The sequence below is a fragment of the Streptomonospora sp. PA3 genome (genome assembly GCF_009728995.1).
Classification (GTDB): Bacteria; Actinomycetota; Actinomycetes; order Streptosporangiales; family Streptosporangiaceae; genus Streptomonospora.
Map to the genome: position 1 here is coordinate 358,241 of NZ_VTZW01000003.1, position 24,871 is coordinate 383,111.

The window sequence follows — 24,871 nt, forward strand, 5'->3', positions numbered from 1 at the left end:
CGCGATGGCACAGGTGACGGGCGATGTCGAGACCGAGTACGCGGCGCAGCCGGAACAGGACCGGGCCGCCGCGCGTTCGCGTTGGCACCGCTTGGCCGCGCTTCCGCTGCGCTGCTACCTGAGTGCGCAGCGCGGCGCCCGCGCGCTGGTGCGCGGCGTGCACTCGCGCTGGCGGCGCTCGCTGCAGCTGCGCGTGGTCACCACGACACTGCTCATCTCCGCGCTGGTCACTGCGGTGCTGGGCTTCTTCCTGGTCCAGCAGGTACTGACCGGCCTGCTCGACGCCAAGCGCGAAGCCGCGCTCAACGACCACAAGGCCGGGTTGGACCAGGCCGTCAGCATCATGCAGGAGGGCGACCAGAGCGCCGACCAGGACGGCATGGCCCGCGAGATCACCGCCGAGCTGAGCAACCACAGCGGCACCACCGGCCTGTACGAGGTGGCCATGCTGCCCGACGTGGGCGGGCTGCGGGGCTATGCCACCGTCGACGAGGCCAGCGTCCCCGAGCGGCTGCGCGAAGAGGTCGGCGACAGCCCGGAACTGGGCACGCAGTACGTCACCTACACCCAGATCGTGCGCGACGACTCCCGCTCACCCGGCCTGGTCGTGGGCGCGCGGCTGTCCAACGCCTACGAGCTGTACTACCTCTTCCCGATGGACCACGAGCAGCAGATGCTCGACCTCGTGCAGAACACGGTCTTCCTCGTCGGCACCGCGCTGATCCTGCTGCTGGCCGTCATCGCCTACGTGGTGACCCGCCAGGTCGTGATCCCGGTGCGCGCGGCGGCCGGCTCGGCGGAGCGGCTGTCCTCGGGCGACCTCTCGGAGAGGATGAAGGTGCGCGGCGAGGACGACCTCGCCCGCCTCGCGCTGTCGTTCAACGACATGGCCGGCAATCTGCAGGAGAAGATCCGCGAACTGGAGGAGCTGTCCCAGGTCCAGCGCCAGTTCGCCTCCGACGTCTCACACGAGCTGCGCACCCCGCTCACCACCATCCGCATGGCGGGCGACCTGCTGTATGAGGACCGCGACGAGCTGGAACCGCACATGAGCCGCTCGGTGGAGCTGCTGCAGAGCCAGCTGGAGCGCTTCGAGGAGCTGCTGGCCGACCTGCTGGAGATCAGCCGCCACGACGCCGGCGCGGCCACGCTGTCGATGGAGTCGGTCGACGTGCGCGACGCGGTGATGAAGGCGGTGGGCGACGCCGAGCAGATCGCCGAGAAGACGGGCATCAAGGTCGTGATGCGGCTGCCCGCCGAGCCCTGCACCGCCGAGTTCGACGTGCGCCGCATCAACCGCATCCTGCGCAACCTCATCGTCAACGCCATCGAGCACAGCGAGGGCAAGGACGTCATCGTCACCGCCGCGGGCGACCGCGATGCCGTGGCCGTGGCCGTGCGCGACTTCGGCGTCGGCCTCAAGGAGGGCGAGGAGCACCTGTGCTTCGACCGCTTCTGGCGTGCCGACCCCGCGCGGGCGCGCACCACCGGAGGCACCGGGCTGGGCCTGTCCATCGCCAAGGAGGACGCCCAGCTGCACGGCGGTTGGCTGCAGGCCTGGGGCATGCCCGGCAAGGGGTCGCAGTTCCGGCTCTCACTGCCGCGCCGGGAGGGCCAGGAACTGCGCGGGTCCCCGCTGCCGCTGGCTCCGCCGGAAATGGCCACCGGGCGCGTCCGCGGCCTGTCCGCGGCGATGGGCGAGCGCACGTCGAACACGACCGGCGCAGGCGCAGGCACCACCGAGGAGGTCTCGTGAGCAGCACGGCCGGCGCCCCCTGGGGGCGCGCGCGGCGCACCGCCGCCGCGGCGGCCGCCGCGGCACTGGCTCTGGGGCTGTCGGCGTGTGCGACGGTGCCCAGCAGCGGCCCCGTCGTCGAAGGGGCCGGCGGTGACGCCGGCTCGGCCTCCGGCAGCGGCTACGTGCGCCAGCTGCCGCCCGGCCCCCAGCCCGGCGTCGACCCCGAAGGGCTCGTGCGCGGCTTCCTCAAGAGCATGGGCAGCTTCGAGGAGAACCACAGCGCCGCCCGCGAGTACCTGGCCTCCGAACCCAGGACGGACTGGGCGCCCAACGGCCGGGTGCTGGTCTATGAGGACACCGACAAGCTCGCCATCGACACCCGGGTGGGCGACGACGGCGAGACGGCGACGGTGCGGCTGCTCGGCAGCCGGATGGCCCTCATCGACCGGGGCGGGCAGTACCTCCCCGCCGACGCCGGCCAGGTCATCGACATCACGCTGGAACTGGTGCGCAACGGCGACGGCCAGTGGCGGATCTCCGACCCGCCCGAGCACCTGGTGCTCAGCCGCAGCGACGTCGACCTGGCCTACCGGCCGCTGAACCTGTACTTCTTCAACCGCGACCGCAGCACCCTGGTGCCCGACCCGGTGTTCCTGCCGGTCAGCAGCGACCGCTCGGCCACCCGGCTGGTGAAGATGCTGGTCGACGGCCCCACGAGCTGGCTCGACGCGGCCGTGGAGTCGGCCTTCCCCGAGGACGCGACCGCCGATGTCGCCTACGACGCCGGCGCGGTCACGGTCGAGGTCCACTCCGCCGCCGGCGGCGCCAAGCAGCGCTTCGGCATGGGGGCGCAGCTCGTGTGGACGCTGCGCCAGCTCCCCGAGGTCCAGGAACTGACACTGCGGGTGGGCGGCCAGGAGATCGAGATCCCCGGTGACGAGAGCCAGAACCTGCTCACCGGCGGCGGCGACTGGGAGTCGGTCAACCCCTCGGGGGTCACCGGCAACCTGCGCGCCTACTTCGTCCGCGACGGGGAGATGTGGTCGCTGGAAAGCGACAGCCGCGACACCATGCCCCAGGAGAACCGCGTCCAGGGCGCGGCCGGTACGGGCCGGATCCCGCTGGAGCAGCACGCCGTCTCCCTGGACGAGGACCAGGTGGCCGGCATCCGCGCCGGCGGCCGGGAGGTCGTCGTCGCCGCGACCGACCAGGGCAGCGAATACGCCACCGTGCTCTCGGGAGGCCGCTACACGTCGCTGTCGTGGGACGGCTACGGGAACCTGTGGGTGACCGAGGACGTCTCGACCGGCGGCGACGGGCCCGGGCAGCAGGAGGAGGCCCAGTCCCTCGCCGAGGACACCGAGCGCGGCGACACCACCCCTTCGCCCTCCCCCTCCGGCGACGGCGGCGGAGACCCCGGCACCCGCGTGTGGATGCTGCGCGGCGGCGCCGACCCCGTCGAGGTCGACGTCCCCGACCTGGCCGACACCCAGGTCAGCGCGCTGCGGCTGTCGCGCGACGGCACCCGCGCGGCGGTGCTCAGCAACGACGGCGAGGGCACCGGGACCGAGCTGACGGTGGGCCGCGTCGTCCACTCCGACGGCGGGGTCACCCTCAGCGGGGAGCTTCCGCTGGCCACGGAGCTGGAGGAGATCTCCGACGTCTCCTGGCGGGGCGGCGACCAGCTCGCCGTGCTCGGCCGCACCGAGGAGGACGCCGCCAAGGGCTACCTGGTGTCGCTGGACGGCAGCACCGAGACCACGAGCGCCGGTGCGCCCTCGGGTACCGACATGGTCGGGATCACCGCGGCGCCGGGGCTTCCGCTGCTCTCCAGCACCGAGGACGACCACGTCTGGATGACCAACGACCGGATCAACTGGCAGCGGGTCATCGACGGCACCAACCCGGTGTACCCCGGCTGAAGCCGCCGGGCCGGCGCCCTCCTGCGGTCGGGAGGGGCCGCGAGGAAGCCGGCCGCCGGGGGACCCGGGGCCGGGGCCGGGCTCGTCGTCCACAGGCGCCGGATCGGTGTGGCGGAGCCGGGCGGCGGGAGCCGAACCTGAGGCCATGAGCGAAGCGACCCCCTCCCCGCCCACCCGTTCCGCACGTACCGGCCCGCCCGCACCCGCGGGCGGGCCCGGGTCCCGCGCCCGGCGCCGGGCACCCCGTGCCCTCGACTCCCTCGCGGCCGCCCTGGCCGGCCTTCTCGGGCTGCTCCTCGGCGACCACTGCGCCGGGTGCTCGCGGCCCGGCGGCCGGCTGTGCGCCCACTGCGCCCGCGCGCTGGGCTCCCGCGCCCGTCCGTGCCGCCGCCGCGCGGGCTGCCCGCCGGTGTGGGCGGCGGGCGGCTACAGCGGTCTGGAGCGCAGCGTGCTGCTGGCGTTCAAGGAGCACGGTGCGCGCGCCCTCGCGGCGCCCCTCGGAGCCCGCCTGGCCCCGGCCGTGCACGCGGCGGCTGCCCGCCGGAACGTGCTGCTCGTCCCCGTCCCCGCCCGGCGGGCCGCATTGCGCCGGCGCGGCTACGATCCCGTGCTGCTGCTGGCGCGGGCCGCCGCGCGCCGCTGCGGTCCGGGCGTTCCACCCCCCGCCCCGGTTCTCGCCCACCGCCGCCGCGTCAGCGACCAGGTCGGACTGGGCCGCGACCGGCGCCGCGCCAACCTCACCGGAGCCCTGGCGGTGCGTGCTCCCGCGGACGTCGCCGGGCGGCGGGTGATGGTCGTCGACGACGTGGTCACCACCGGTGCCACCCTTGCCGAGGCCGCGCGGGCGCTGCGCTGCTCGGGCGCCGTGGTCGTCGGCGGCGCCGTCCTCGCCGAGCGCTCTTGATCGCGACCGCCGGCCCCGAGCGCATCCGCAGGGCCGGTCGCGCGGCACCGGCGATCCGGGGGCCGGGCGCAGCGCGGCCGCGCCGTCGGCGGCGGGATCGGGGGGCGAACAGGAAATCGGGCGGCGCCGAGCGCCGCGAATGCGGGCGGAGGCGGGCGCTGCGCGGTCGACTCGGGTGCCCCGATGGGCATACGGAGCGATATCAGCACCTGACATCCGGCGGAACTCGGGTTAGCGTTCAAGACATGGCACCCGTCCGGGTCCGTGGTTGCGCCGCGTACGGCGCCCTCTCGTGGGGGGCGCCGACTCGGCAAGCCGATGCCAGCCGCAGGCGAAACGGCCCACGTAAGGCGACTTTTCGTCGACCGATCACGGTGCGGCTTAGAGGTAAGTCCTGCCCCGCAGAGGGTCCCGATGTCCCTCGGTCGCGGGAGAAGGGCAGTAGTCGCGCTCAAGCGCGGCGGGCCCCTCAGCAGGCGGATGTGGGGACGAAGACCAGGTCGGCCGGACGGGTGGCATCCACGGCCGGTGCGCGGATCGGGGCAGGCGCCCCTCCGCGCGCCGGCTCCGGAGCCCCTGTTCTCGCCCCGCACGCCCCCGCCGGCGCCGTAGTGCGCCCGTCTGCGCCGCGTGTCCGGTTCCCTCCGCTGACCAGTGCCGATCCCTGCCCGCGGAGCGGATATGAGCCGTGATCTTGTGGGTATACGCAGAGCCAAACCAAAGACCGGCCGAGTCGCCGCGCGGCCCCGCAGGGGCGGCCGCGAGGCGGCGGAGAGGAGGGCAGCGGAGTCCTAGCGAGCTCCGCGCCCTTGCGCGGAGCGGCAGCACGAAAGCCGTGCCACCGCCATCGGTGGCCACGCGTTGAAGGGGGTCTTGTGGACATCATCGTCAAAGGTCGACGCACCGGTGTCAGCGACAAGTTCCGGCAGCACGTCGAGAACAAGCTGACCAAGCTCTCCAAGTGGGAGAAGAAGGGCATGAGCGTCGATGTGGAGGTGTCCAAGGAGCGGAACCCGAAGCTCGCCGACATGTGCGAGCGGGTCGAGCTGACCATCCGCTCCACCGGCCCGGTGATCCGCAGCGAGGCGTCCGCCGACGACCGCTACAACGCCCTGGACATGGCGATCGACCGTATCGAGTCGCGGCTGCGCAAGCTGGCCGATCGCAAGAAGGTGCACAAGGGCAACCGCGCCCCGGTCTCGGTGGCCGCGGCCACCGCCGAACTCGCCGGCAACGGCCCCGGTGCACCGGCCGATACGGTGGATTCGGCCGTGGTCCCCGCACCTGCCGCGAGCCCCGATGAGAGCCCTGAGGAGTTCGACGGCAGCGCCGTCGACGAGCAGTTCTCCGAGGACTTCGTCGAGCTCGACACCCAGGGCGACGGCCCCGTCATCGTCCGCGAGAAGTTCCATTCGGCCAAGCCGATGACCATCGACCAGGCCCTCATGGAGATGGAACTCGTGGGGCACGACTTCTACCTGTTCCACGACGAGGACCGCAACGCCCCCAGCGTGGTCTACCGTCGCAAGGGCTTCAACTACGGGGTGCTGCGCCTGGTCGACTGACCCGTCGGCCGGACCGGGGCGCCCGCCCTCCGAGGAGGCCGCGGGCGCGCCGGGCGCCTACCGCAGGCAAGGGCCGGGCGGGGCGCCCCCGCCCGGCCCCGGTGTGCCGGGTCGCCCGCGGCCTTCGCCCGCGCCGCCCGGAGGAGAGGCAGGCGGCGGCGGATGCCGGCTCGACGGGCTCAGGCCTCGGTTCTCCTGCCGTGATCGGCTCTGTCGTCGGTGGCGGGGCGATGGCCCTCCTCGCCCTCCGCGGTGCGCCGGTCCTCGGACTTGATGCGGTGCAGGGGCGTGTTGTGCGGTTCCTCCGACGCGTCGTGGGGGTCGTCCAGCACCACGTCGGTGAAGATGTCGGTCACCAGGAACAGCACACTTCCCACCGCCATCAGCCCCAGGCCGATGCCGATCAGCCACCAGTTCACGCTCAGCGAAATTCCGACCCCGCCGAGAACGAACCCGACGAGGAACACCGACACCGCGATCCACGAGCCCAGGCGGCCGCGGTGGGTCTTGGTGGGCGCGAAGTCCCCGGCTTCGCCCTGGTAACCGCGAACATAGCGCTGGGGCGTCTGGGGAGGACCCGGGCGCTGCAGCTCCTCGTCCGCCGGCGGCGCGGCGGGGATCCCCTCGGCCCGGCCGCTCGGGCTCTCGCCATCCGTCATTGCGGCACCTCCCAGGTACCAGTCGGTGTGCACAGCCCGTTTAGGGGCGGAATAACCCGAAGTGCGGGCGGCAAACCGGGCGTCCACCGGCGGGTATGCAGCCGTGACGGGGATGTGACCATCCGTGCATGCACGCGGGGGCGGGCGGGTCGCCTAGGATGGAACGCTGGGGGTCAAGGATCCGTCCGCCTCCAGATGCGGGCCCAGATCTGCGAGGAGCGCATAAGAAGTGCCAGCCATACTCGACAAGGTCCTCCGCGCAGGCGAGGGCAAGATCCTGCGCAAGCTGAACAAGCTCAAGGACCAGATCAACTCCATCGAGGACGACTTCGTCGATCTCAGCGACACCGAGCTGCGCGAGCTCACCGACGAGCTGCGCGAGCGGCACAAGGACGGCGAGTCGCTCGACGACCTCCTGCCCGAGGCGTTCGCGGCGGTGCGCGAGGCGGCCAAGCGGACCCTCGGCCAGCGCCACTTCGACGTCCAGCTCATGGGCGGCGCGGCACTACACTTCGGCAACATCGCCGAGATGAAGACCGGTGAGGGCAAGACGCTGACCTCCGCCCTCGCCGTCTACCTGAACGCGCTGACCGGCGACGGCGTGCACGTGGTCACCCCCAACGACTACCTGGCCAAGCGCGACGCCGAGAACATGGGCCGCATCTACCAGTTCCTCGGCATGAAGGTCGGCGTGCTGGCGCCGGAGATGCCGCGCGGCGACCGCCAGGCCGCCTACGCCGCCGACATCACCTACGGGACCAACAACGAGTTCGGTTTCGACTACCTGCGCGACAACATGGCCATCTCGCTGGAGGAGTGCGTCCAGCGCGGCCACGCCTACGCGATCGTCGACGAGGTCGACTCCATCCTCATCGACGAGGCGCGCACCCCGCTGATCATCAGCGGCCCCGCCGAGCAGAACTCCAAGTGGTACTCCGAGTTCGCCAAGATCGCCCCGCGACTGGTCCGCGACACCGACTACGAGGTCGAGGAGAAGAACCGCACCGTCGGCATCACCGAGAGCGGTGTGGCCAAGGTCGAGGACTGGCTGGGGATCGACAACCTCTACGAGTCGGTCAACACGCCCCTCATCAGCTTCCTGAACAACGCCATCAAGGCCAAGGAGCTCTACCGGCGCGACAAGGAGTACATCGTCAAGGACGGCGAGGTGCTCATCGTCGACGAGTTCACCGGCCGGGTGCTGCGCGGGCGCCGCTACAACGAGGGCATGCACCAGGCGATCGAGGCCAAGGAGCGCGTCCGGATCAAGGACGAGAACCAGACCCAGGCCAAGATCACCCTGCAGAACTACTTCCGCCTCTACGACAAGCTGGCCGGCATGACCGGTACCGCCGTCACCGAGGCCGCGGAGTTCAACCAGACCTACGGCATCGGCGTCGTGCCCATCGCCACCAACAAGCCGATGATCCGCTCCGACGAGCGCGACGTCATCTACAAGGGCGAGGACGCCAAGTTCGAGGCGGTCGTCGACGACATCGCCGAGTGCAACGAGAAGGGCCAGCCGGTCCTGGTCGGCACCACCAGCGTCGAGAAGTCCGAGCTGCTGTCGAAGATGCTCAAGCGGCGCGGCATCGCCCACGAGGTCCTCAACGCCAAGAACCACGCGCGTGAGGCCGCGATCATCGCCCGGGCGGGCAAGCTCGGCGCCGTCACCGTCGCCACCAACATGGCCGGGCGCGGCACCGACATCATGCTCGGCGGCAACCCCGAGTTCATGGCCGACGAGGAGCTGCAGCGGCGCGGTCTGACCCCGCTGGAGACCCCCGAGGAGTACGAGGCCGCCTGGCCGGAGGCCCTGGAGAAGGCCAAGAAGGAGGTCGAGAGCGAGCACGAGCAGGTCGTCGAGGCCGGCGGGCTCTACGTGCTGGGCACCGAGCGGCACGAGTCCCGGCGCATCGACAACCAGCTGCGCGGCCGCTCCGGCCGCCAGGGCGACCCGGGCCTCTCGCGCTTCTACCTCTCCCTTGAGGACGACCTCATGCGCCTGTTCAACAGCGCGCGGGTCGAGCTCATCTACGACCGGCTGAACATCCCCGACGACCAGCCCATCGAGTCCAAGGTCGTCACCAAGGCCATCCAGTCGGCCCAGGCCCAGGTCGAGGCGCAGAACTTCGAGATCCGCAAGAACGTCCTGAAGTACGACGAGGTCCTCAATCGCCAGCGCAAGGTCATCTACGCCGAGCGGCGCAAGGTTCTGGAGGGCGCCGATCTGCGCGAGCAGGCCGAGGGCATGCTCGACGACGTGCTCGACGGCTACGTCCGCGCCGCCACCTCCGAGGGCGACGCCGGCGACTGGGACCTCGACCGGTTGTGGAAGGCGTTCAAGCAGATCTATCCGATCAGCTTCAGCGTCGACGACCTGATCGAGGAGAACGGCGGCGAGCTCAGCACGCTGACGCCCGACATCATCTCCGAGCGGGTGCGCGAGGACGCCCACGAGGCCTACGCGCGCCGCGAGGAGGAGCTGGGCTCGGAGGCCATGCGCGAGCTGGAGCGCCGGGTGATCCTGGAGGTCATGGGCCGCAAGTGGCGCGAGCACCTCTACGAGATGGACTACCTCCAGCAGGGCATCGGCCTGCGCGCCATGGCCCAGCGCAACCCGCTGATCGAGTACCAGCGGGAGGGCTTCGACATGTTCCAGGAGATGCTCGAAGCCATCAAGGAGGAGTCGGTCGGCTACCTCTTCAACGTCGAGGTGCAGGTCCGCGGCCGCAGCACCGCGTCGGTCACCCCGGCCGGCGCCGCCGCCACTGCGGCCGGCGCCGCCGGCGCGGTGGTCACCGCGGCTCCGGCGGAGGGCGCCGTGGCCACCGAGGAGCGCGAGGAGGCCGAGGCGCCCGAGAAGACCGGCGCCGAGTCGGCCGGCCTGGACGCCGAGGACGTCGTCGAGGCCGAGGCCGCAGCCGAGCGCGAGGCGGCGGCCGACAAGGACGCCGTCGACGACGGCGGCGAGGAGATCGTGGTCCCCGGATTCGGCCAGAGCCGCCCCAGTCGGCTGCAGTACTCGGCGCCGTCCGAGGACGGCGGTGTCGACACCCGCACCGAGACCGCCGAGGACGCCTACGCCGGCACCTCCCGCAACGCCCCGTGCCCCTGCGGGTCGGGCAAGAAGTTCAAGAAGTGCCACGGCGACCCGCGCAACCGCAACGCCTAGAGCGGGTGCCGATGCGGTGAACCTGCGGCGGCGGCCGCGGTCGGAGTCCTCCGGGCTCCGCCGCGGCCGCCGCCACTCCATCGGGGACGCTTCGCGTCACGTGCCCGCCCGCCGGCCCGCCACCACCCCATCGGGGACGCTTCCCGTCACGTGTTTCCTTGCCGCCGAGCGCACGCGGTACCTGCCGGATGGAGCCGCGCCCCCGGTGGCCGGGTTCCAGCGCATAAGGTGCACCGTGCGCTCGGCGGCAAGCCGGCGCGCGGCGCTTCGCGCATCTCAGCCCCATTGCCGCAGCCGCTGTGGTGCTCGCCTTGGGTGGTTCCCGGTGGGTTCCTGCTGTCGTCGGGATAGAGGAACCCTCCGGGTACCACCCGGGGCGGCCACCGTCGGGGTTGCGGCAATGGGCGCGGTTCGCGTAGCGCGGTCGCAGCTTGCCGCCGAGCGCACGCGGTACCTGCCGGATGGAGCCGCGCCCCCGGTGGCCGGGTTCCAGCGCATAAGGTGCACCGTGCGCTCGGCGGCAAGCCGGCGCAGAACAAGTACGTGGCGCGAAGCGACTCCGTTAGCGGCGGTGGTCCGCGGTGGTTCCTGCGGTCCCGGCGGAAGGCTGGAACCGCGCCAAGACCCCGCGGGGCGGCCCGCCCCACGGGGTCCCGGTCGTGTCGGCCTGGACTCCGGCCCGTGTCAGCCGCTCGAACGGCTGCCGCCGCTGCCGCCGCCGCTGCTGTCGGCCGCCTCCGATCCCGTGCCCGTTCCCGACGACGACGCCGAGGCGTCGGGGTCGGTGGCCACCGAGGCCTGCTCCTCCACGGGTTCGCGGCCCGGGGTGGGCAGGTTCAGCCGGGTGATGAGGACGTAGAAGACCAGGTAGTACAGCACGGCGTAGACCAGCCCCATGCCCAGGATCCAGCCCAGTCCGGTCGTGTTGGACTTGAACGCGTTCAGCACCAGGTCGATGAGCCCCGCGGAGAACCCGAAGCCCAGGTGCGCGTCGAGGGCGTTGAGTATCGCCATCGAGACGCCGGTGAGGACGACGTGCACGACGAACAGCACCGGCGCGATGAAGATGAACGCGAACTCGATCGGCTCGGTGATGCCTGTGACGAAGGCGGTCAGCGCGGCGGAGATCATGATGCCGCCGACCGCGGCCCGCTGGCTCGGGTGGGCCGCCCGCCACATCGCGAAGGCCGCCGCGGGCAGGCCGAACATCAGCACGGGGAAGAAGCCGGAGAGGAAGCCGCCGGCGGTGGGGTCGCCGGCCAGGTAGCGGTTGATCTCGCCGTGGATCACGGCGCCGGTGTCGGGATCGGTGTAGCTGCCGAAGACGAACCACACCACGGAGTTGACGATGTGGTGCAGGCCGAAGGGCAGCAGCAGCCGGTTGACCACGCCGTAGACCCCGGCGCCCACCGCGCCCGAGCCGACGATCCACTCGCCCAGGCCGTTGATCCAGCCGCCCACGGTCGGCCAGACGAAGCCGAACACCACGGCGACCAGTAGCGCCGCCACGGCGGTGATGATGGGCACGAACCTGCGGCCGCCGAAGAAGCCCAGCCATGCGGGCAGCTTGATGCGGTAGTAGCGCTGCCAGAGCAGGGCGGCGATGAGGCCGATGACGATGCCGCCGAGCACATCGGTCGGGTTCTTAACGCCCCAGTTGATGACCTCGGCGCCCTCGGCGTCGAAGGCGGTCACCCGCTCGCGCAGTTCGCCGCTGGGGTCGAAGTTGAAGAACATGTAGCGCGTCACGCGGTCGAAGACCACGTAGCCCACCACGGCGGCCAGGGCGGTGGAGCCGTCGGCGCGCTTGGCGAAGCCGATGGCCACGCCCACGGCGAACAGCAGCGGCATCGCCTGGAACAGCGCGTCGCCGGCGGTGCCGATGACGCCGGCGACCGGCTGCATCCAGCCCATGCCGCCGACGTCGGCGAGCCCGCCGGGCTCGCCCCCGTTGCTGCCGAGCATGTCGCCCTGGCCCAGGCGCAGCAGGATCGCCGCCGCCGGCAGGACGGCGATGGGCATCATCAGGCTGCGGCCGATGCGCTGCAGTACGCCGAGGACCTTCGAGGAGGATCCGGTGGCGGGTGGACCACCGGAGGCTGTCGACGTGGAACTCACGGGTTCCTCCCTGTTTCGAACGGGTCGGATGGTGGGTGCGCGCGGACGCGCGGTGGGGCCGGGCGGTGGTCAGGAGCCGCCCGGACGTCGGGGGTCGAGGCGCGAGTGCAGCGTGTAGCGGTCGGCTCGGTACCGCGAGGTCGCCAACTCGACGCAGCGGCCGTTGGCGAAGCTGCGGCGCCGCATCGACAGCACCGCACTGTTCTGCGGCAGGCCGAGCAGCTTGGCGTCGGCCGGGTCGCAGACCGCGGCCTCGATGGTCTGCTCGCCGGAGTCGAGGATGATTCCGTAATCCTGCTCCAGCACCGCATACAGCGACCGGCCGGCCAGGTTGCGCTTGTCCAGTCCGGGCGCCAGGTCGACGGGGATGTTGGACCGCTCCACCGCCATGGGCTCGCCGTCGGCGGTGCGCAGCCGCTCGATGTGGTGCACCGGGGTCTCGGGCGCCAGGCCCATGTCCCGGGCGGTGCTGCCGCTTGCGGGCAGGACCCGGCGCACCAGGTCCTGGGCGCCGGGGCGGAAGCCGCGGGCGCGCATGTCCTCGGTGAATGAGGCCAGCGCCAGCGACATCTCGATCTTGGGCCGGGCCAGGAAGGTGCCCTTGCCCGGGACGCGGTACAGCTTGCCCTCCGAGACCAGCAGGTCGATGGTCTGGCGCACGGTCATCCGCGACAGGCCGTAGCGCTGGCCCAGTTCGCGCTCAGAGGGGATCGGGTCGTCCACCGAGAGGCCGGTTTCCACGATCCAGTCGAGTAGCAGGTCCCTAAGCTGCGAATACTTGGGAACGGGACTCGTGGGATCGATCGCCATGGAGGTTGCCTGTTCGGTCGTGTGACATTCTGGTAGGACTGGTATAGGCCGGACTAGACCACAGCCCGGCCATGTGTGTCAATATGTGGACCCCGGCACACCCAGGCCATCCCGCAGCGTGCCGTAACCGCTGGCCACAGCGGCCTCATCGGCACTGAGACGGACCCGAGGGAAGACATCTGATGACAACCACGACAAGCGTCATGCGCTCGGAGATCGCCGAGCAGCCCGAGGCGCTGCGCGCGACCCTGGACACGCTGCTGCCGCTGACGCCGGAGATCGCCGCCCTCGGCAGCCAGACCCGGCAGGTGCTGTTCATCGCCCGCGGCTCCTCCGACAACGCCGCCGTCTACGGCAGCTACCTGCTGCAGGCCCACACCGGGCGCCTGGCCACCCTCGCATCCCCGTCCATCGCCACCACCTACGGCGCCAAGGTGGATCTGACCGGGGTGCTCGCCGTGGCCATCTCCCAGTCGGGCCGCACCGAGGAGATCGTCGACACCATGGCCTGGGCCGCCGACTGCGGCGCCCGCACCGTCGGCGTCACCAACGGCGAGGGGTCGCCGCTGACCCGCGCCGCCGACCTCGCCCTGGTCACCCGCGCCGGCAGCGAGCTCGCGGTACCGGCCACCAAGACCTACACCACCCAGCTGGCCGCCCTCGCCGTGCTCGCCCTGGGCCTGGGCGCCGATCTGGACCCCGCTGAGTTGCAGGCCGTCCCCGAGGCCATCGACCAGGTGCTCGCCCAGCCCGGCGACGACACAGACGCCATCGTGGAGCGCCTCGTCGGCGTGCAGGGCGCGGTGGTCTCCGGGCGCGGCATGGCCTTCTCCACCGCCCTGGAGGCCGCCCTCAAGCTCAAGGAGGCCTGCTACCTGCACGCGATGGGGCTGTCCTACGCCGACCTGCTGCACGGCCCCATCGCCGTCGTCGACCGCTTCACCCCGGCGCTGCTGACCGCCGCGAACTCCGGCCCGACGCTCGCCGGCACCGTCGCGCTGGCCGAGCGGGTGACCGCCGCCGGCGCGCCCGCCTACGGCATCGGCGGGGGAGCCGCGCTCGCCGGCGCCTGCGATTTGTCCGTGCCGGTGCCCGACCTTCCCGAGTGGCTGGCACCCATCGCGCTCATCGTCCCCGCCCAGCTGATCACCGAGCGGCTGGCCCGGAGGCTGGGCTACAACCCCGACGCACCGCGCGGCCTGGGCAAGGTCACCCAGACGTCCTGACCCGGCGCGCGGTCCGGCGCGCAGGAGGGCCGCCCCGGCACCCGGCTGGGCGCCGCCCGCCGGGCCGCTTAAGCTCGAAACATCCCCGGAGCCACGGCACCCCGGCCGCGGATCCCTCCGCGCGCGGCGCACCGGGTACCGCACCACGCACGAGTCGAACTGGAGGAACACATGGCCGACAAGGCAGCGGCGATCGTCGCCGGGCTCGGCGGCGCCGACAACATCGAGGACATCGAGGCGTGCATCACCCGGCTGCGCACCGAGGTCGGCGACCCCGGCAAGGTCGACGAGCCGGCGCTGAAGGCGGCCGGCGCCCACGGCGTCCTCATCTCCGGAAACGTCGTGCAGGTCGTGGTCGGTCCCGAAGCCGACTCGCTCACCGACGACATCAACGACCTGCTCGACTGACGTCCGCCCGCCTCGCCCGAACCCCCAACCGGGCGCGGCCCGCCGCCGGCGGCCGCGCCCCGTCCGCAGGAGGTGCTGCGTGCTCCACGTGCTCGCCCCCGTCCCCGGGACCGCCGTCGCGATGGCGGAGGTCCCCGACCCGGTCTTCGCCCAGGGCATGGTCGGCCCCGGCGCGGCCGTGCAGCCCGCCCCCCGGCCGCAGGAGGCCGTGGCACCGGTCAGCGGGCAGGTGGTCAAACTGCACCCGCACGCCTTCATGGTGCTGGCCGACGGCGCCCGCGGCGTCCTGGTGCACCTGGGCATCGACACCGTCAAGCTCGACGGGGCCGGATTCGAAAAGCTCGTCGAGGAGGGCGCGCACGTCGAGGCGGGCACTCCCGTCATCCGGTGGAACCCCGCCGACGTCGAGGCCAAGGGGCTCTCCGCGGTGGTGCCCGTCGTCGCGCTGGACGCCGACACCGGCGCGGTGGACGCGCCGGCCCGCGGGGAAGTGGCCACCGGCGACGCGTTGTTCTCCTGGTCATGACCGACACCGACGACACCGCCCCCCGCGCCGCCCTCTTCGACCTCGACGGGACGCTGATCAACAGCGAGCCGCGCTCCATGGAGGTGTGGTCCCGGCTGCTGGACATGCACAACGTCCCCCACGACGAGACCACCCTGCACCGCTTCATGGGGCGCCGCGGCGCCGACGTGCTCACCGAGGACCCCCAGCTCTTCCCCGGCGTCACCTGGGACGTGCTGCTGGCCGAGCTGCAGCTGATCCAGTCCGCGCCCGACCTGCCCGACTCCCAGGAGCTGCCGGAGTCCGTGGCGTTCCTGCACCGCCTGCACGCCCGGGGCGTGCCCTTCGGCCTGGTCACCTCGGCCGGGCGGGGATGGGCGCGGACCGCCCTGGACCGGCTCGGGGTGCTGGGGATGTTCCGGGGCCTGGTCACCGCCACCGACGTCACCGCGGGAAAGCCCGATCCGGAGGGCTACCTCAGCGGTGCGCGGATGCTGGGCGAGGACCCGGCACGCATCGTCGTGTTCGAGGACACCCCCGCCGGCATCGAGGCGGGGCGGCGCGCCGGCATGCGCGTCGTCGCGATCACCACCACCCACGAGCCCGCGGTGCTGGGCAGGGCCGACCTGGTCGTCGACCACCTCACCGAGGTCGACTGGCCGCGCATCGGCCGCAGAGAACGGCTCCAGCCGTAGTAGCAGTAGCAACCCGAAGAAAGGTGCCTCCCGTGGCGCAACGCCGAGTCACAGTCCAGTCCGAGGTCGGCCTGCACGCCCGCCCCGCCGCCCTGTTCGTCGAGGCCGCCGCCAAGGCCGGCGGAGAGGTCACCGTCGCCAAGGGCGAGGGCACCCCGGTCTCGGCCAAGAGCATCCTGGCCGTGATGGGCCTGGACGTCCGCAAGGGCGACGAGATCGTCATCAGCGCCGAAGGGGACGACGCCGACGCCCTGCTCGACCGGCTCGTCGAGATCGCCGAGGCAGGCTAGAGGGGGCGAGCATGCCGCAGAGGTTCAAGGGCGCCGGGGTCAGCCCCGGCGCGGGATACGGGCCCGCCAAACGGCTGGTCCGCGACGTCCCGCGGCCCGACCCCGACGCCCGCCACGGCGGCGACGCGGCCGCCGAAGCCGAGCGCGCGGCCGCGGCGATGGAGGAGACCGCCCGCGCTCTCGGCGAACTGGGCGAGCGCGCCGGCGGCGACGCCGCGGAGGTCCTCAACGCCCAGGCGCTGATGGCCCGCGACCCCGCCCTGGCCGAGGACGTGCGCAAGCGCGTGGGCGAGGGCGCATCGGCGGCGCGCGCCGTCTCCGAGGCGATGGCGGTCTACCGGGAGATGCTTGCCGGGGCGGGGGAGTACCTGGCCGCCCGCGTGGCCGACCTCGACGACGTCCGCGACAGGATCGTGGCCCGGCTGATGGGGGCGCCGATGCCGGGCGTGCCCGACTCCGACGTCCCCTTCGTGCTGGTCGCCGAGGACCTCGCGCCGGCCGACACCGCCGCCCTCGACCCCCGGCGGGTCGTCGCGTTCGTGACCCGCGAAGGCGGGCCGACCAGCCACACCGCCATTCTCGCCCGCTCGCTGGGCCTGCCGGCCGTCGTCGCCTGCCCCGGCGCCGACACCGTGGCGGAGGGCACCATGCTGCTGGTCGACGGCGCCACCGGCGAAGTGGCCGCCGACCCCGAGCCGGGGGTCGTCGAGACCGTCACCGCGGCCGCGCAGGCCCGCGCCGCCGCCGCTGCCGGCGCCGGCGGGCCCGGGCGCACCGCCGACGGGCACGAGGTGCCGCTGCTCGCCAACATCGGCGGCCCCAAGGACCTGCCGGCGGCCTTGGAGCACGGAGCCGAGGGAGTGGGGCTCTACCGCACCGAGTTCCTGTTCCTCGACCGCGCCGACGCGCCGGGGCACGCCGAGCAGGTGGCCGCCTACCGGGCGGTGCTGGAAGCCTTCCCCGGCGGCCGGGTCGTGGTCCGCACGCTCGACGCCGGCGCGGACAAGCCGCTGGAGTTCCTGCCGCCCGGCGGCCGCGACGAGCCCAACCCGGCGCTGGGCGAGCGCGGACTGCGCATGATGCGCCGCCTGCCCGAGACCCTGGACGCCCAACTGGCGGCGCTAGCCGAGGCCGAGCGCGACACCGACGCCCACCTGCAGGTCATGGCGCCCATGGTGACCGACGCGGCCGACGCCGAATGGTTCGCCGCGGCCGCGGCCAAGGCCGGGGTGCAGCACGCCGGGGTGATGATCGAGGTCCCCGCCGCGGCGCTGCGGGCCCGCCACATCGCCGAGCACGTCGACTTCTTCAGCATCGGAACCAACGACCTCACCCAGTACACCTGCGCGGCCGACCGCGAGACCGGGGGACTGGGCCGCTTCCAGGACCCCTGGCAGCCGGCGGTGCTGGACCTGGTGGCGGCCTCGGCCGCCTCCGCCGCCGATGCGGGCCGCACCTGCGGGGTGTGCGGGGAGGCCGCCGCCGATCCGCTGCTGGCCTGCGTGCTCACCGGGCTCGGCGTCACCAGCCTGTCCATGGGCCCCTCGGCGCTGCCGCTGGTGCGGGCCGCGCTCGCCCGCGCCGAACTCGCCCAGTGCCGTGCCGCCGCCGAGGCGGCCCGCGCCGCCCGCGGTCCCGAGGAGGCGCGCACCGCCGCGGCCGAGCGGCTCCCGGGCCTGGCCGAACTGGGCCTGTAGCCCGAGTGCCCGGCCGGCGGCGCCCGGATGCCCGGCGGCCTGGAGGGTGCTTGTGGACGACGGGGCGGCGCCGGTGGCGCAGGCGCTATCGTGGGGCGGGCCGCGACCGGTGAGCCCGCCCCACGGCGCAGACTCCGCAGCGCACCCGCGCCCCCGCACGCGCCGCCCGGTCTACGCGGCCTTCCCCCGCCGTGCCCCTGTCCCGCCGCGTCCGCCACCGGAAGGTCCGCATGCCGTTTCGCCGCCTGTTCGCGCTGATCGGAACCGCCGTGCTGCTGCTGGCCCCCGCACTGTCGGGGTGCAGCCCGGATTCGCCCGGCCGGCCGGGCGAGGCCACCGGTTCGGCCACCCCCTCGCCCGGTCCCGACGAGGCCCGGCAGCAGGCCCGCGAGCGCCTGGCCGAGATGTCGCCGGAGGAGAAGATCGGCCAGCTGCTGGTGCTGCTCGCCCAGGGCACCACGGCCGAGGAGAGTGCCGACCTGGTCTCGGCCTACCACCCCGGCGGCCTCATCTACTTCCCCGAGAACCTGAACGGCCCCGAGCAGATCGCCCGGATGTCCAACGGGCTCCAGCAGACCGCGGCCGAAACCGGCGCCGGCGTCCCGCTGTTCCTCGGCATCGACCAGGAGCAGGGCATGGTGGCCCGGCTTCCGGTGGGCACGCGCTTCCCCGACGCGATGGCGGTGGGTGCGACCCGCGACACCGCCCACGCCCGGGCCCTGGCGCGCGCCACCGCCGAGGAGCTCACCGCCTTGGGCATCAACCTCGACTACGCCCCGGTCGCCGACGTCAACACCAACCCCGACAACCCCGTCATCGGCATCCGCTCCTTCGGTTCCGACCCCGATCTGGTCGCCGACATGGCCACCGCCGAGGCCGCCGCCTTCAGCGAGGGCGGCGTGGTGCCCGTCGTCAAGCACTTCCCCGGCCACGGCGACACCGACGTCGACAGCCACACCGGGCTTCCCGTCATCGAGAAGTCCCGTGCCGAGTGGGAGAAGGAGGACCTGCCGCCCTTCCGGGCCGCGGTCGACTCCGGCGTCGACGCGATCATGACCGCCCACGTCCTCATGCCCGCCCTCACCGACTCCGGCGAGCCCTCCACCCTCTCGCCCGACGTCGTCCAGGGCATCCTGCGCGAGGAGCTCGGCTACGACGGCATCGTCACCACCGACGCGCTGAACATGGAGGGCGTGCGCCAGACCCACTCCGACGGCGAGGTGGCGGTGCGCGCCGTGCTCGCCGGCGCCGACCAGCTGCTCATGCCGCCCGACCCGCAGGCCGCCTTCGACGCGCTGCGCACCGCGGTCGACGAAGGCCGCATCACCACCGAGCGGCTGGACCGGTCGGTGCTGCGCATCCTCACCGCCAAGGCCCGACGCGGCCTCTTCGACGCCGGCGCGGCAAGCCCCGCGGCCGCCGCCCAGGCCGTGGGCACCGAGGAGCACCGCGCGGCGGCGCGCGACCTCGCCGACGACTCGGTCACGCTGCTGCGCAACAGCGGCGGCGTGCTGCCGCTGGCCGAGGGAGCCACGGTGAGCGTCACCGGCTCCGGTGCCGAGGAGATCGGCGCGGGCCTGGAGGAACTGGGCTACACGGTCACCGCCGATCCCGCCTCCGCCGACGTGGCCGTGGTGGGCACGCTCGACGCCCGGGGCGACGCCGAGCAGCGCTCCCTCGTCGCCTCGGCCGGGTCGTCGGGCACCCCGGTGGTCGTCGTCGCCCAGGGCAACCCCTACGACATCGCGGAGTTGGAGGGCGTCGACGGCTACCTGGCCACATACTCGGCGGTGGACGCCTCGCGCGCGGCCGCCGCGCGCGTGCTGGCGGGGGAGGTGTCCCCCTCGGGCAAGCTGCCGGTCGGCATCCCGGGGACCGATCTGGGGTTCGGCGACGGCCTGTCCTACTGAGCGGGACGACCACCGCCCCGGCCTCTCCCCAGTCCCGCGGTGCTGCGTCCTCGGGAACCGCCCGGCGACCCGGTCCCGGGCCGTTGCGGGGCGGGGATGGCGGCCGGCGGGCGTGCAGCGCCGCGCGCGTCCCGCCGCCGATGCCGCCGCCTCGATCGCGACCGCCCCCGGACCGTCCCCGGGGGCGGCCGGCGCTCGGCGGCGCAGGCGCCGCTTACGCGTGCCGCTTGGCCTCCTGGCGGGCCAGCGCGCGCAGGTGCACCTCGTCGGGGCCGTCGAAGATCCGCATGGCCCGCGCGTGGGCGTACATCTCGGCCAGCGGGAAGTCGTCGCTGACCCCGGCTCCGCCGTGCACCTGGATGGCGCGGTCGAGGACCTCCACCGCCACCCGGGGAGCGGCCACCTTGATCGCCGAGATCTCCGTGCGCGCCTCCTTGGTGCCGCGGTGGTCGATCAGCCAGGCCGTCTTGAGCACCAGCAGCCGCGCCTGCTCGATCGCCAGCCGCGACTCGGCGATCTGCTGCTGGACCACGCCCTGGGCGGCCAGCGGCTTGCCGAACGCCACCCGCTGCTCGGCGCGGCGCACCATCAGCTCCAGCGCGCGCTCGGCCATGCCGATGGCCCGCATGCAGTGGTGGATGCGGCCGGGCCCCAGCCGGGCCTGGGCGATCGCGAAGCCCTCGCCCTCACCGGCGATCAGATTGGCGGCGGGCACCCGCACGTCGGTGAACCGCAGCTCGCAGTGGCCCTCCTGGTCCTGGTAGCCGAAGACCGGCAGGGCGCGGACGATCTCCAGGCCGGGTGTATCGCGGGGCACCAGGATCATCGACTGCTGCCGGTGCGCGGGGCCCTCGGGGTCGGTCTTGCCCATCACGATGAAGATCTCGCAGCGCGGGTCGGCCGCGCCGCTGATCCACCACTTGCGCCCGTTGATCACGTAGTCGTCGCCGTCGCGGACGATGGAGGTGGCGATGTTGGCGGCGTCGGAGGAGGCCACGTCGGGCTCGGTCATGGCGAACGCGGAGCGGATGCGCCCCTCCAGCAGCGGCTCCAGCCACCGCTCGCGCTGCTCGGGGGTGCCGAACATGTGCAGCACCTCCATGTTGCCGGTGTCGGGCGCCGAGCAGTTGAGGGCCTGGGGCGCCAGCACGGGCGAGCGGCCGGTCAGCTCGGCCAGCGGCGCGTAGTCGGTGACGCTCAGCCCGCCCACATCGGGCAGGAACAGGTTCCACAGGCCGCGGCGGCGCGCCTGGGCCTTCAGCTCCTCCATGACCGGCGGCAGTTCGTGGCTGTCCCACCCGGCTTCGGCGCGCTGGCGGTGGTAGACGGGTTCGGCCGGGTACACGTGCTCGTCCATGAACGACTGCAACTCGGCCAGGCGGCCGCGGGCGGTGGCGCTGAGATCGAAGTCCATGCCCGCAGTATGCCATCAGACCGACTGGTCGGTACTGTGTGGGCGGCGTGCCGCGCGCCGGCTCCCCGGGCGGCCGGGGGTTAGCGGGGCCGCTGCCAGGGAACAAACGCTGCCCCGGCGCGCGCCGGTGCGAAGCGCGCGGGGGTCCGCGCCCGAGGCGGGCGCACAGCGAGCGATGGAGGCATGTATGACGACTCTGTGTCGCGGCATCATCACCGACTGGGGCGGGGTGCTGACAACCCCGCTGCGCGAGACCATCACCGCCTGGCTGGCCGCCGACGGCATCGACGACACCCGCTACCGCGACGTGATGCGCTCCTGGGTGCAGGGCGCCTACAACGGCGGCGCCGTGGAGGGCAACCCCATCCATGCCTTGGAGCGCGGCGAGATCACCACCGCCGAGTTCGAGCGCGTCCTCGCCGCGGAGCTGCGCCTGGTCGGCGGCGGCCCCGTCCCCGCCGAAGGGCTGATCCACCGGATGTTCTCGGGCTTCCACCCGGTCGAGGAGATGTACGCGGCGCTGCGCCAGGCCCGCCAGCAGCAGGTGCGTACCTGCCTGCTGTCCAACTCCTGGGGGAACGGCTATCCGCGCGACCTGTTCGCCGAGGCCCTCGACGACGTGGTCATCTCCGGCGAGGTGGGCATGCGCAAACCCGAACCGGAGATCTTCCGGCACGCGATCGAGCTGGTGGGCCTGGCTCCCGAGGAGTGCGTCTTCATCGACGACATGGAGGACAACGTGCACGCGGCCGTCGAGCTGGGCATGATCGGCATCCTGCACCGCGACCCCGCCGAGACGCGGGACCGGCTCGCCGAGACCTGCGGCATCGAACTGGACCCGATGCCCTCCTGAGCGGCCGTGCCGGAAGCTCTCCTCCGGTCGGCCGCCACCGCCCGACCGAGCCTGCGCGCCGCCCACGGCCGCCTCGCCGCGGGCGGCGCGCCGTCTCCAGGGCCTCCGGCGGGGCGCTGCGCCGGACCGGACAACGGGCGCCTCTGGCAGACTTGCCCACGCCCCTGCTCCGACCACCCGAGACGATCCGCGGGACCGCGATGCGCATCTACCTGCCCAGCACCTTCACCGACCTGGCCGCCGTCCTCGACGCCGGCGGGATCAGCGGCCCGCCGCTGACCGCCTTCGCCGTCACCGACCGGCTCGCCGGCCCCGAGGGAGCCGGCGATGACGAGGAGCTGGAGTACGAAGCCCTGCGCAGCGCCGCCGCCGAATCCCTGCGCCTGCTGCACGCCGACCCCGCCGCGCCGCGCCGGCGCGCGGTGATCGCCGCCGAGGCGCCTGAAGCCGTCGTCGAGCCGGCCGCCGACGACGACCGCCCGGCCGCCGTCACCCTCACCGGCGCGCTGCCTCTCAAGCGCGTCGCCGCCCTGCACGTCGACGCCCCCGAGGCCGAAGCGGCCGTGACCGAAGCCGCGGCCCACCCCGGGTCCGACCCCGAAGCCGGTCCCCTGGCCGACCACGAACTGCTCTGGTACGCCACCCAGGAACTGCCCTACCTGCTCGACCGCGGCTAGGTTCCGCTCCTGCCGACAGGCCGGGAGGGACCCACCGGGAATCCCAAGAGCCGGGAACCCCAGAGGTTGCGGCAATGGGCGCGGTTCGCGCAGCGCGGCCCGCCCGTCAGCCCGCCACCGCCCCAACGGAGACGCTTCGCGTCACGTGTTTGCCTGCCGCCGAGCGCACGCGGTACCTGCCACATGGAGCGGTACCCCCGGTAGCCGGGTTCCAGCACATGCCCGCCACCACCCCATCGGAGACGCTTCGCGTCACGTGTTTCCTTGTCACCGAGCGCACGCTGTACTTTTCCGATGGAGCCGCGTCCCCGGTGGCCGGGTTCCAGCGCATAAGGCGCGTCGTGCGCTCGGCGGCAAGCCGGCCCAGAACAAGTACGTGGCGCGAAGCGCCTCCGTTTGGGGCGGTGGCGGGTGAGGGGTGGGATTCGCGCCTTTCAGCCCCATTGCCGCAGCTTTTGTGGTGCGCGCCCTCGGGCCTCGGCGGGTTCCCTGCTCGAAGCTGCGGCGGGAACCTCGGTGCGCGCTGCGCGGAGACGATTACCGCCCCCTGCCGAGCGGGTATGGATCACCGCGCGGCGCCCGCCGCCGGGATGCGCCCACCCCGCGTCCGCCCGGTCCGGGCCCGCCGACCTACCCCGATCGGGAGGCAGTGCGATGGATGCCGTGACCAACGTCCCCGTTCCCGTCAACGAGCCCAACCTCACCTACGCCCCGGGCTCCCCCGAGCGGGTCGAGCTCGAAGCGGAGATCGCGCGCCAGTCGGGTGAGGAGACCGAGCTGCAGCAGGTGATCGGCGGCGAGCACAGCCTCGGCGCCGGCGAGCTGATCCCGGCGCTCAAGCCCCACGGCCACGCCCACGTCCTGGGCCGGATGAGCAACGCCACGCCCGGCGAGGTGCAGCGGGCGATCGACGCCGCCCGCGAGGCCGCACCCGCCTGGCGCGCCATGTCCTTCGACGACAGGGCCGCCATCCTGCTGCGCGCCGCCGACATGCTGGCAGGCCCCCACCGCGCGCGGGTGAACGCCGCCACCATGCTCGGCCAGTCCAAGTCCGTGCAGCAGGCCGAGATCGACGCCGCCTGCGAGCTGATCGACTTCTGGCGGTTCAACGTCTCCTTCGCCCGCCGCCTCTACGCCGAGCAGCCCATCTCCGTGCGCGGCGTGTGGAACCGGCAGGAGCTGCGGCCGCTGGAGGGGTTCGTGCTGGCGATCACCCCGTTCAACTTCACCGCCATCGCCGGCAACCTGCCCACCGCCCCCGCGCTGATGGGCAACGTGGTGGTGTGGAAGCCCTCGCCCACCCAGACCTACTCCGCCCACTACGTCATGCGGGTCCTGGAGGAGGCCGGGATGCCGCCGGGCGTCATCAACATGGTCACCGGCGACGGCCGCGCGGTCTCCGAGACCGCCCTGGCCCAGCCGGACCTCGCCGGCATCCACTTCACCGGCTCGGTGGGCACCTTCCAGCACCTGTGGCGCACCGCGGGCGAGCACATCGCCCAGTACCGCTCCTACCCGCGCATCGTCGGCGAGACCGGCGGCAAGGACTTCATCGTCGCCCACTCCTCGGCCGACCGCGACGTACTGCGCACGGCGCTGATCCGCGGCGCCTTCGAATACCAGGGCCAGAAGTGCTCGGCCGCGTCGCGCGCCTACATCCCCCGCAGCGTGTGGTCGTCCCTGCGCGACGACCTCCTCGGCGAGGTGGAGCAGCTGACCATGGGCGACGTCACCGCCGACGTCTCGACGTTCATGGGAGCCGTCATCGACGACCGCGCCTTCGCCAAGAACGCCGGCGCCCTCAAGCGGGCCCGGGACACCGACTCCATCACCGTCCTGGCCGGCGGGGGAGCCGACGACAGCGTGGGCTACTTCGTCGAACCCACGGTGCTGGAGTGCGACGACCCCGAGGACGAGGTCTTCAGCACCGAGTACTTCGGCCCGATCCTGGCCGTGCACGTCTACGACGACTCCCGCTACGAGCAGGTGCTGGCGCAGCTCGCCGACGTCGCGCCCTACGCGCTGACCGGCGCGGTCATCGCGCGCGACCGCGCCGCCGTCGCCGCGGCCGACGCCGCGCTGCGGTTCTCGGCCGGCAACTTCTACATCAACGACAAGCCCACGGGCTCGATCGTGGGCCAGCAGCCCTTCGGCGGCGCCCGCGCCAGCGGCACCAACGACAAGGCCGGCTCGGTGTTCAACCTGGTGCGCTGGGTCAGCCCGCGCGCGGTCAAGGAGACCTTCACCGCGCCCACCGACTGGCGCTACCCGCACATGGGGTGAGGGCGGCCGGGTCGCAGCGGGC

The 24,871-nt window shown here is 73.0% G+C and carries 19 protein-coding genes; 15 read left to right on the forward strand and 4 right to left on the reverse strand.

The annotated features are described in order from the left end of the window. Positions 1-4: 4 nt before the first annotated feature. From mtrB to hpf, 4 genes are all read left to right on the forward strand, one after another. Positions 5-1,756, forward strand: a complete 1,752-nt coding sequence (gene mtrB / locus FZ103_RS02015) for an MtrAB system histidine kinase MtrB (RefSeq protein ID WP_155998252.1) — start codon at positions 5-7, stop codon at positions 1,754-1,756. Beyond that, on the forward strand, positions 1,753-3,660 hold the full coding sequence (locus FZ103_RS02020; protein ID WP_186355669.1) for an LpqB family beta-propeller domain-containing protein: 1,908 nt from the start codon (positions 1,753-1,755) through the stop codon (positions 3,658-3,660). The genes mtrB and FZ103_RS02020 overlap by 4 nt, the downstream gene beginning before the upstream one ends. Before the next feature lie 145 nt (positions 3,661-3,805). Next, positions 3,806-4,564, forward strand: a complete 759-nt coding sequence (locus tag FZ103_RS02025) for a ComF family protein (protein ID WP_155998253.1) — start codon at positions 3,806-3,808, stop codon at positions 4,562-4,564. Positions 4,565-5,439: 875 nt separating this feature from the next. Then, positions 5,440-6,129, forward strand: coding sequence for a ribosome hibernation-promoting factor, HPF/YfiA family (hpf, locus tag FZ103_RS02030; protein ID WP_186355670.1), 690 nt, complete (start codon positions 5,440-5,442; stop codon positions 6,127-6,129). Between the two features lie 179 nt (positions 6,130-6,308). Here the strand turns inward: hpf and FZ103_RS02035 are convergent, their stop codons facing one another. Next, positions 6,309-6,788 (reverse strand): hypothetical protein, encoded by a 480-nt coding sequence (locus tag FZ103_RS02035; RefSeq protein WP_255429689.1) that lies wholly within the window; start codon positions 6,786-6,788, stop codon positions 6,309-6,311. 229 nt (positions 6,789-7,017) lie between these two features. On the opposite strand from FZ103_RS02035, the gene secA reads away from it, so the two are divergent. Beyond that, positions 7,018-9,963: a preprotein translocase subunit SecA gene (secA, locus tag FZ103_RS02040; RefSeq protein WP_186355671.1), complete on the forward strand. Its 2,946-nt coding sequence runs from the start codon at positions 7,018-7,020 to the stop codon at positions 9,961-9,963. Between the two features lie 684 nt (positions 9,964-10,647). Here the strand turns inward: secA and FZ103_RS02045 are convergent. Together FZ103_RS02045 and FZ103_RS02050 are read right to left on the reverse strand one after the other, a co-directional pair. After that, positions 10,648-12,081 carry a PTS transporter subunit EIIC gene (locus FZ103_RS02045; protein WP_186355672.1) on the reverse strand — a complete coding sequence of 478 codons (1,434 nt, stop codon included), beginning with the start codon at positions 12,079-12,081 and terminating at the stop codon, positions 10,648-10,650. Positions 12,082-12,150: 69 nt separating this feature from the next. Beyond that, positions 12,151-12,891: a GntR family transcriptional regulator gene (locus tag FZ103_RS02050; RefSeq protein WP_155998255.1), complete on the reverse strand. Its 741-nt coding sequence runs from the start codon at positions 12,889-12,891 to the stop codon at positions 12,151-12,153. A gap of 182 nt (positions 12,892-13,073) precedes the next feature. On the opposite strand from FZ103_RS02050, the gene FZ103_RS02055 reads away from it, so the two are divergent. The 7 genes from FZ103_RS02055 to FZ103_RS02085 all read left to right on the forward strand — a co-directional run bounded on the left by FZ103_RS02055 (position 13,074) and on the right by FZ103_RS02085 (position 19,622). Further along, positions 13,074-14,117, forward strand: a complete 1,044-nt coding sequence (locus FZ103_RS02055) for an SIS domain-containing protein (protein ID WP_155998256.1) — start codon at positions 13,074-13,076, stop codon at positions 14,115-14,117. A 171-nt stretch (positions 14,118-14,288) separates the two neighbouring features. Next, positions 14,289-14,525: a glucose PTS transporter subunit EIIB gene (locus FZ103_RS02060; RefSeq protein ID WP_155998257.1), complete on the forward strand. Its 237-nt coding sequence runs from the start codon at positions 14,289-14,291 to the stop codon at positions 14,523-14,525. Positions 14,526-14,604: 79 nt separating this feature from the next. After that, positions 14,605-15,051, forward strand: coding sequence for a PTS glucose transporter subunit IIA (locus FZ103_RS02065; protein WP_186355673.1), 447 nt, complete (start codon positions 14,605-14,607; stop codon positions 15,049-15,051). Continuing rightward, positions 15,048-15,725, forward strand: coding sequence for an HAD family phosphatase (locus FZ103_RS02070; RefSeq protein WP_155998259.1), 678 nt, complete (start codon positions 15,048-15,050; stop codon positions 15,723-15,725). The genes FZ103_RS02065 and FZ103_RS02070 overlap by 4 nt, the downstream gene beginning before the upstream one ends. Positions 15,726-15,757: 32 nt before the next feature. Beyond that, entirely contained in the window at positions 15,758-16,015 is a 258-nt protein-coding gene (locus FZ103_RS02075) for an HPr family phosphocarrier protein (RefSeq protein WP_186355674.1), read from the forward strand. An 11-nt stretch (positions 16,016-16,026) separates the two neighbouring features. Further along, positions 16,027-17,712: a phosphoenolpyruvate--protein phosphotransferase gene (gene ptsP / locus FZ103_RS02080; protein ID WP_155998261.1), complete on the forward strand. Its 1,686-nt coding sequence runs from the start codon at positions 16,027-16,029 to the stop codon at positions 17,710-17,712. Positions 17,713-17,942: 230 nt separating this feature from the next. Continuing rightward, positions 17,943-19,622, forward strand: coding sequence for a glycoside hydrolase family 3 protein (locus tag FZ103_RS02085; RefSeq protein ID WP_155998263.1), 1,680 nt, complete (start codon positions 17,943-17,945; stop codon positions 19,620-19,622). Between the two features lie 214 nt (positions 19,623-19,836). On the opposite strand, the gene FZ103_RS02090 is transcribed toward FZ103_RS02085, so the two are convergent. Beyond that, a complete protein-coding gene (locus tag FZ103_RS02090; protein WP_155998265.1) occupies positions 19,837-21,036 on the reverse strand; it encodes an acyl-CoA dehydrogenase family protein in 1,200 nt (399 codons plus the stop codon). 187 nt (positions 21,037-21,223) lie between these two features. On the opposite strand from FZ103_RS02090, the gene FZ103_RS02095 reads away from it, so the two are divergent. The 3 genes from FZ103_RS02095 (at position 21,224) to pruA (ending at position 24,849) form a co-directional block, all read left to right on the forward strand. After that, positions 21,224-21,889, forward strand: a complete 666-nt coding sequence (locus tag FZ103_RS02095) for an HAD family phosphatase (protein WP_155998267.1) — start codon at positions 21,224-21,226, stop codon at positions 21,887-21,889. Positions 21,890-22,089: 200 nt separating this feature from the next. Further along, positions 22,090-22,566 (forward strand): DUF6912 family protein, encoded by a 477-nt coding sequence (locus tag FZ103_RS02100; RefSeq protein ID WP_155998269.1) that lies wholly within the window; start codon positions 22,090-22,092, stop codon positions 22,564-22,566. A gap of 654 nt (positions 22,567-23,220) precedes the next feature. Then, on the forward strand, positions 23,221-24,849 hold the full coding sequence (gene pruA / locus FZ103_RS02105) for an L-glutamate gamma-semialdehyde dehydrogenase (protein ID WP_155998271.1): 1,629 nt from the start codon (positions 23,221-23,223) through the stop codon (positions 24,847-24,849). The last annotated feature ends 22 nt before the right edge of the window (positions 24,850-24,871 follow it).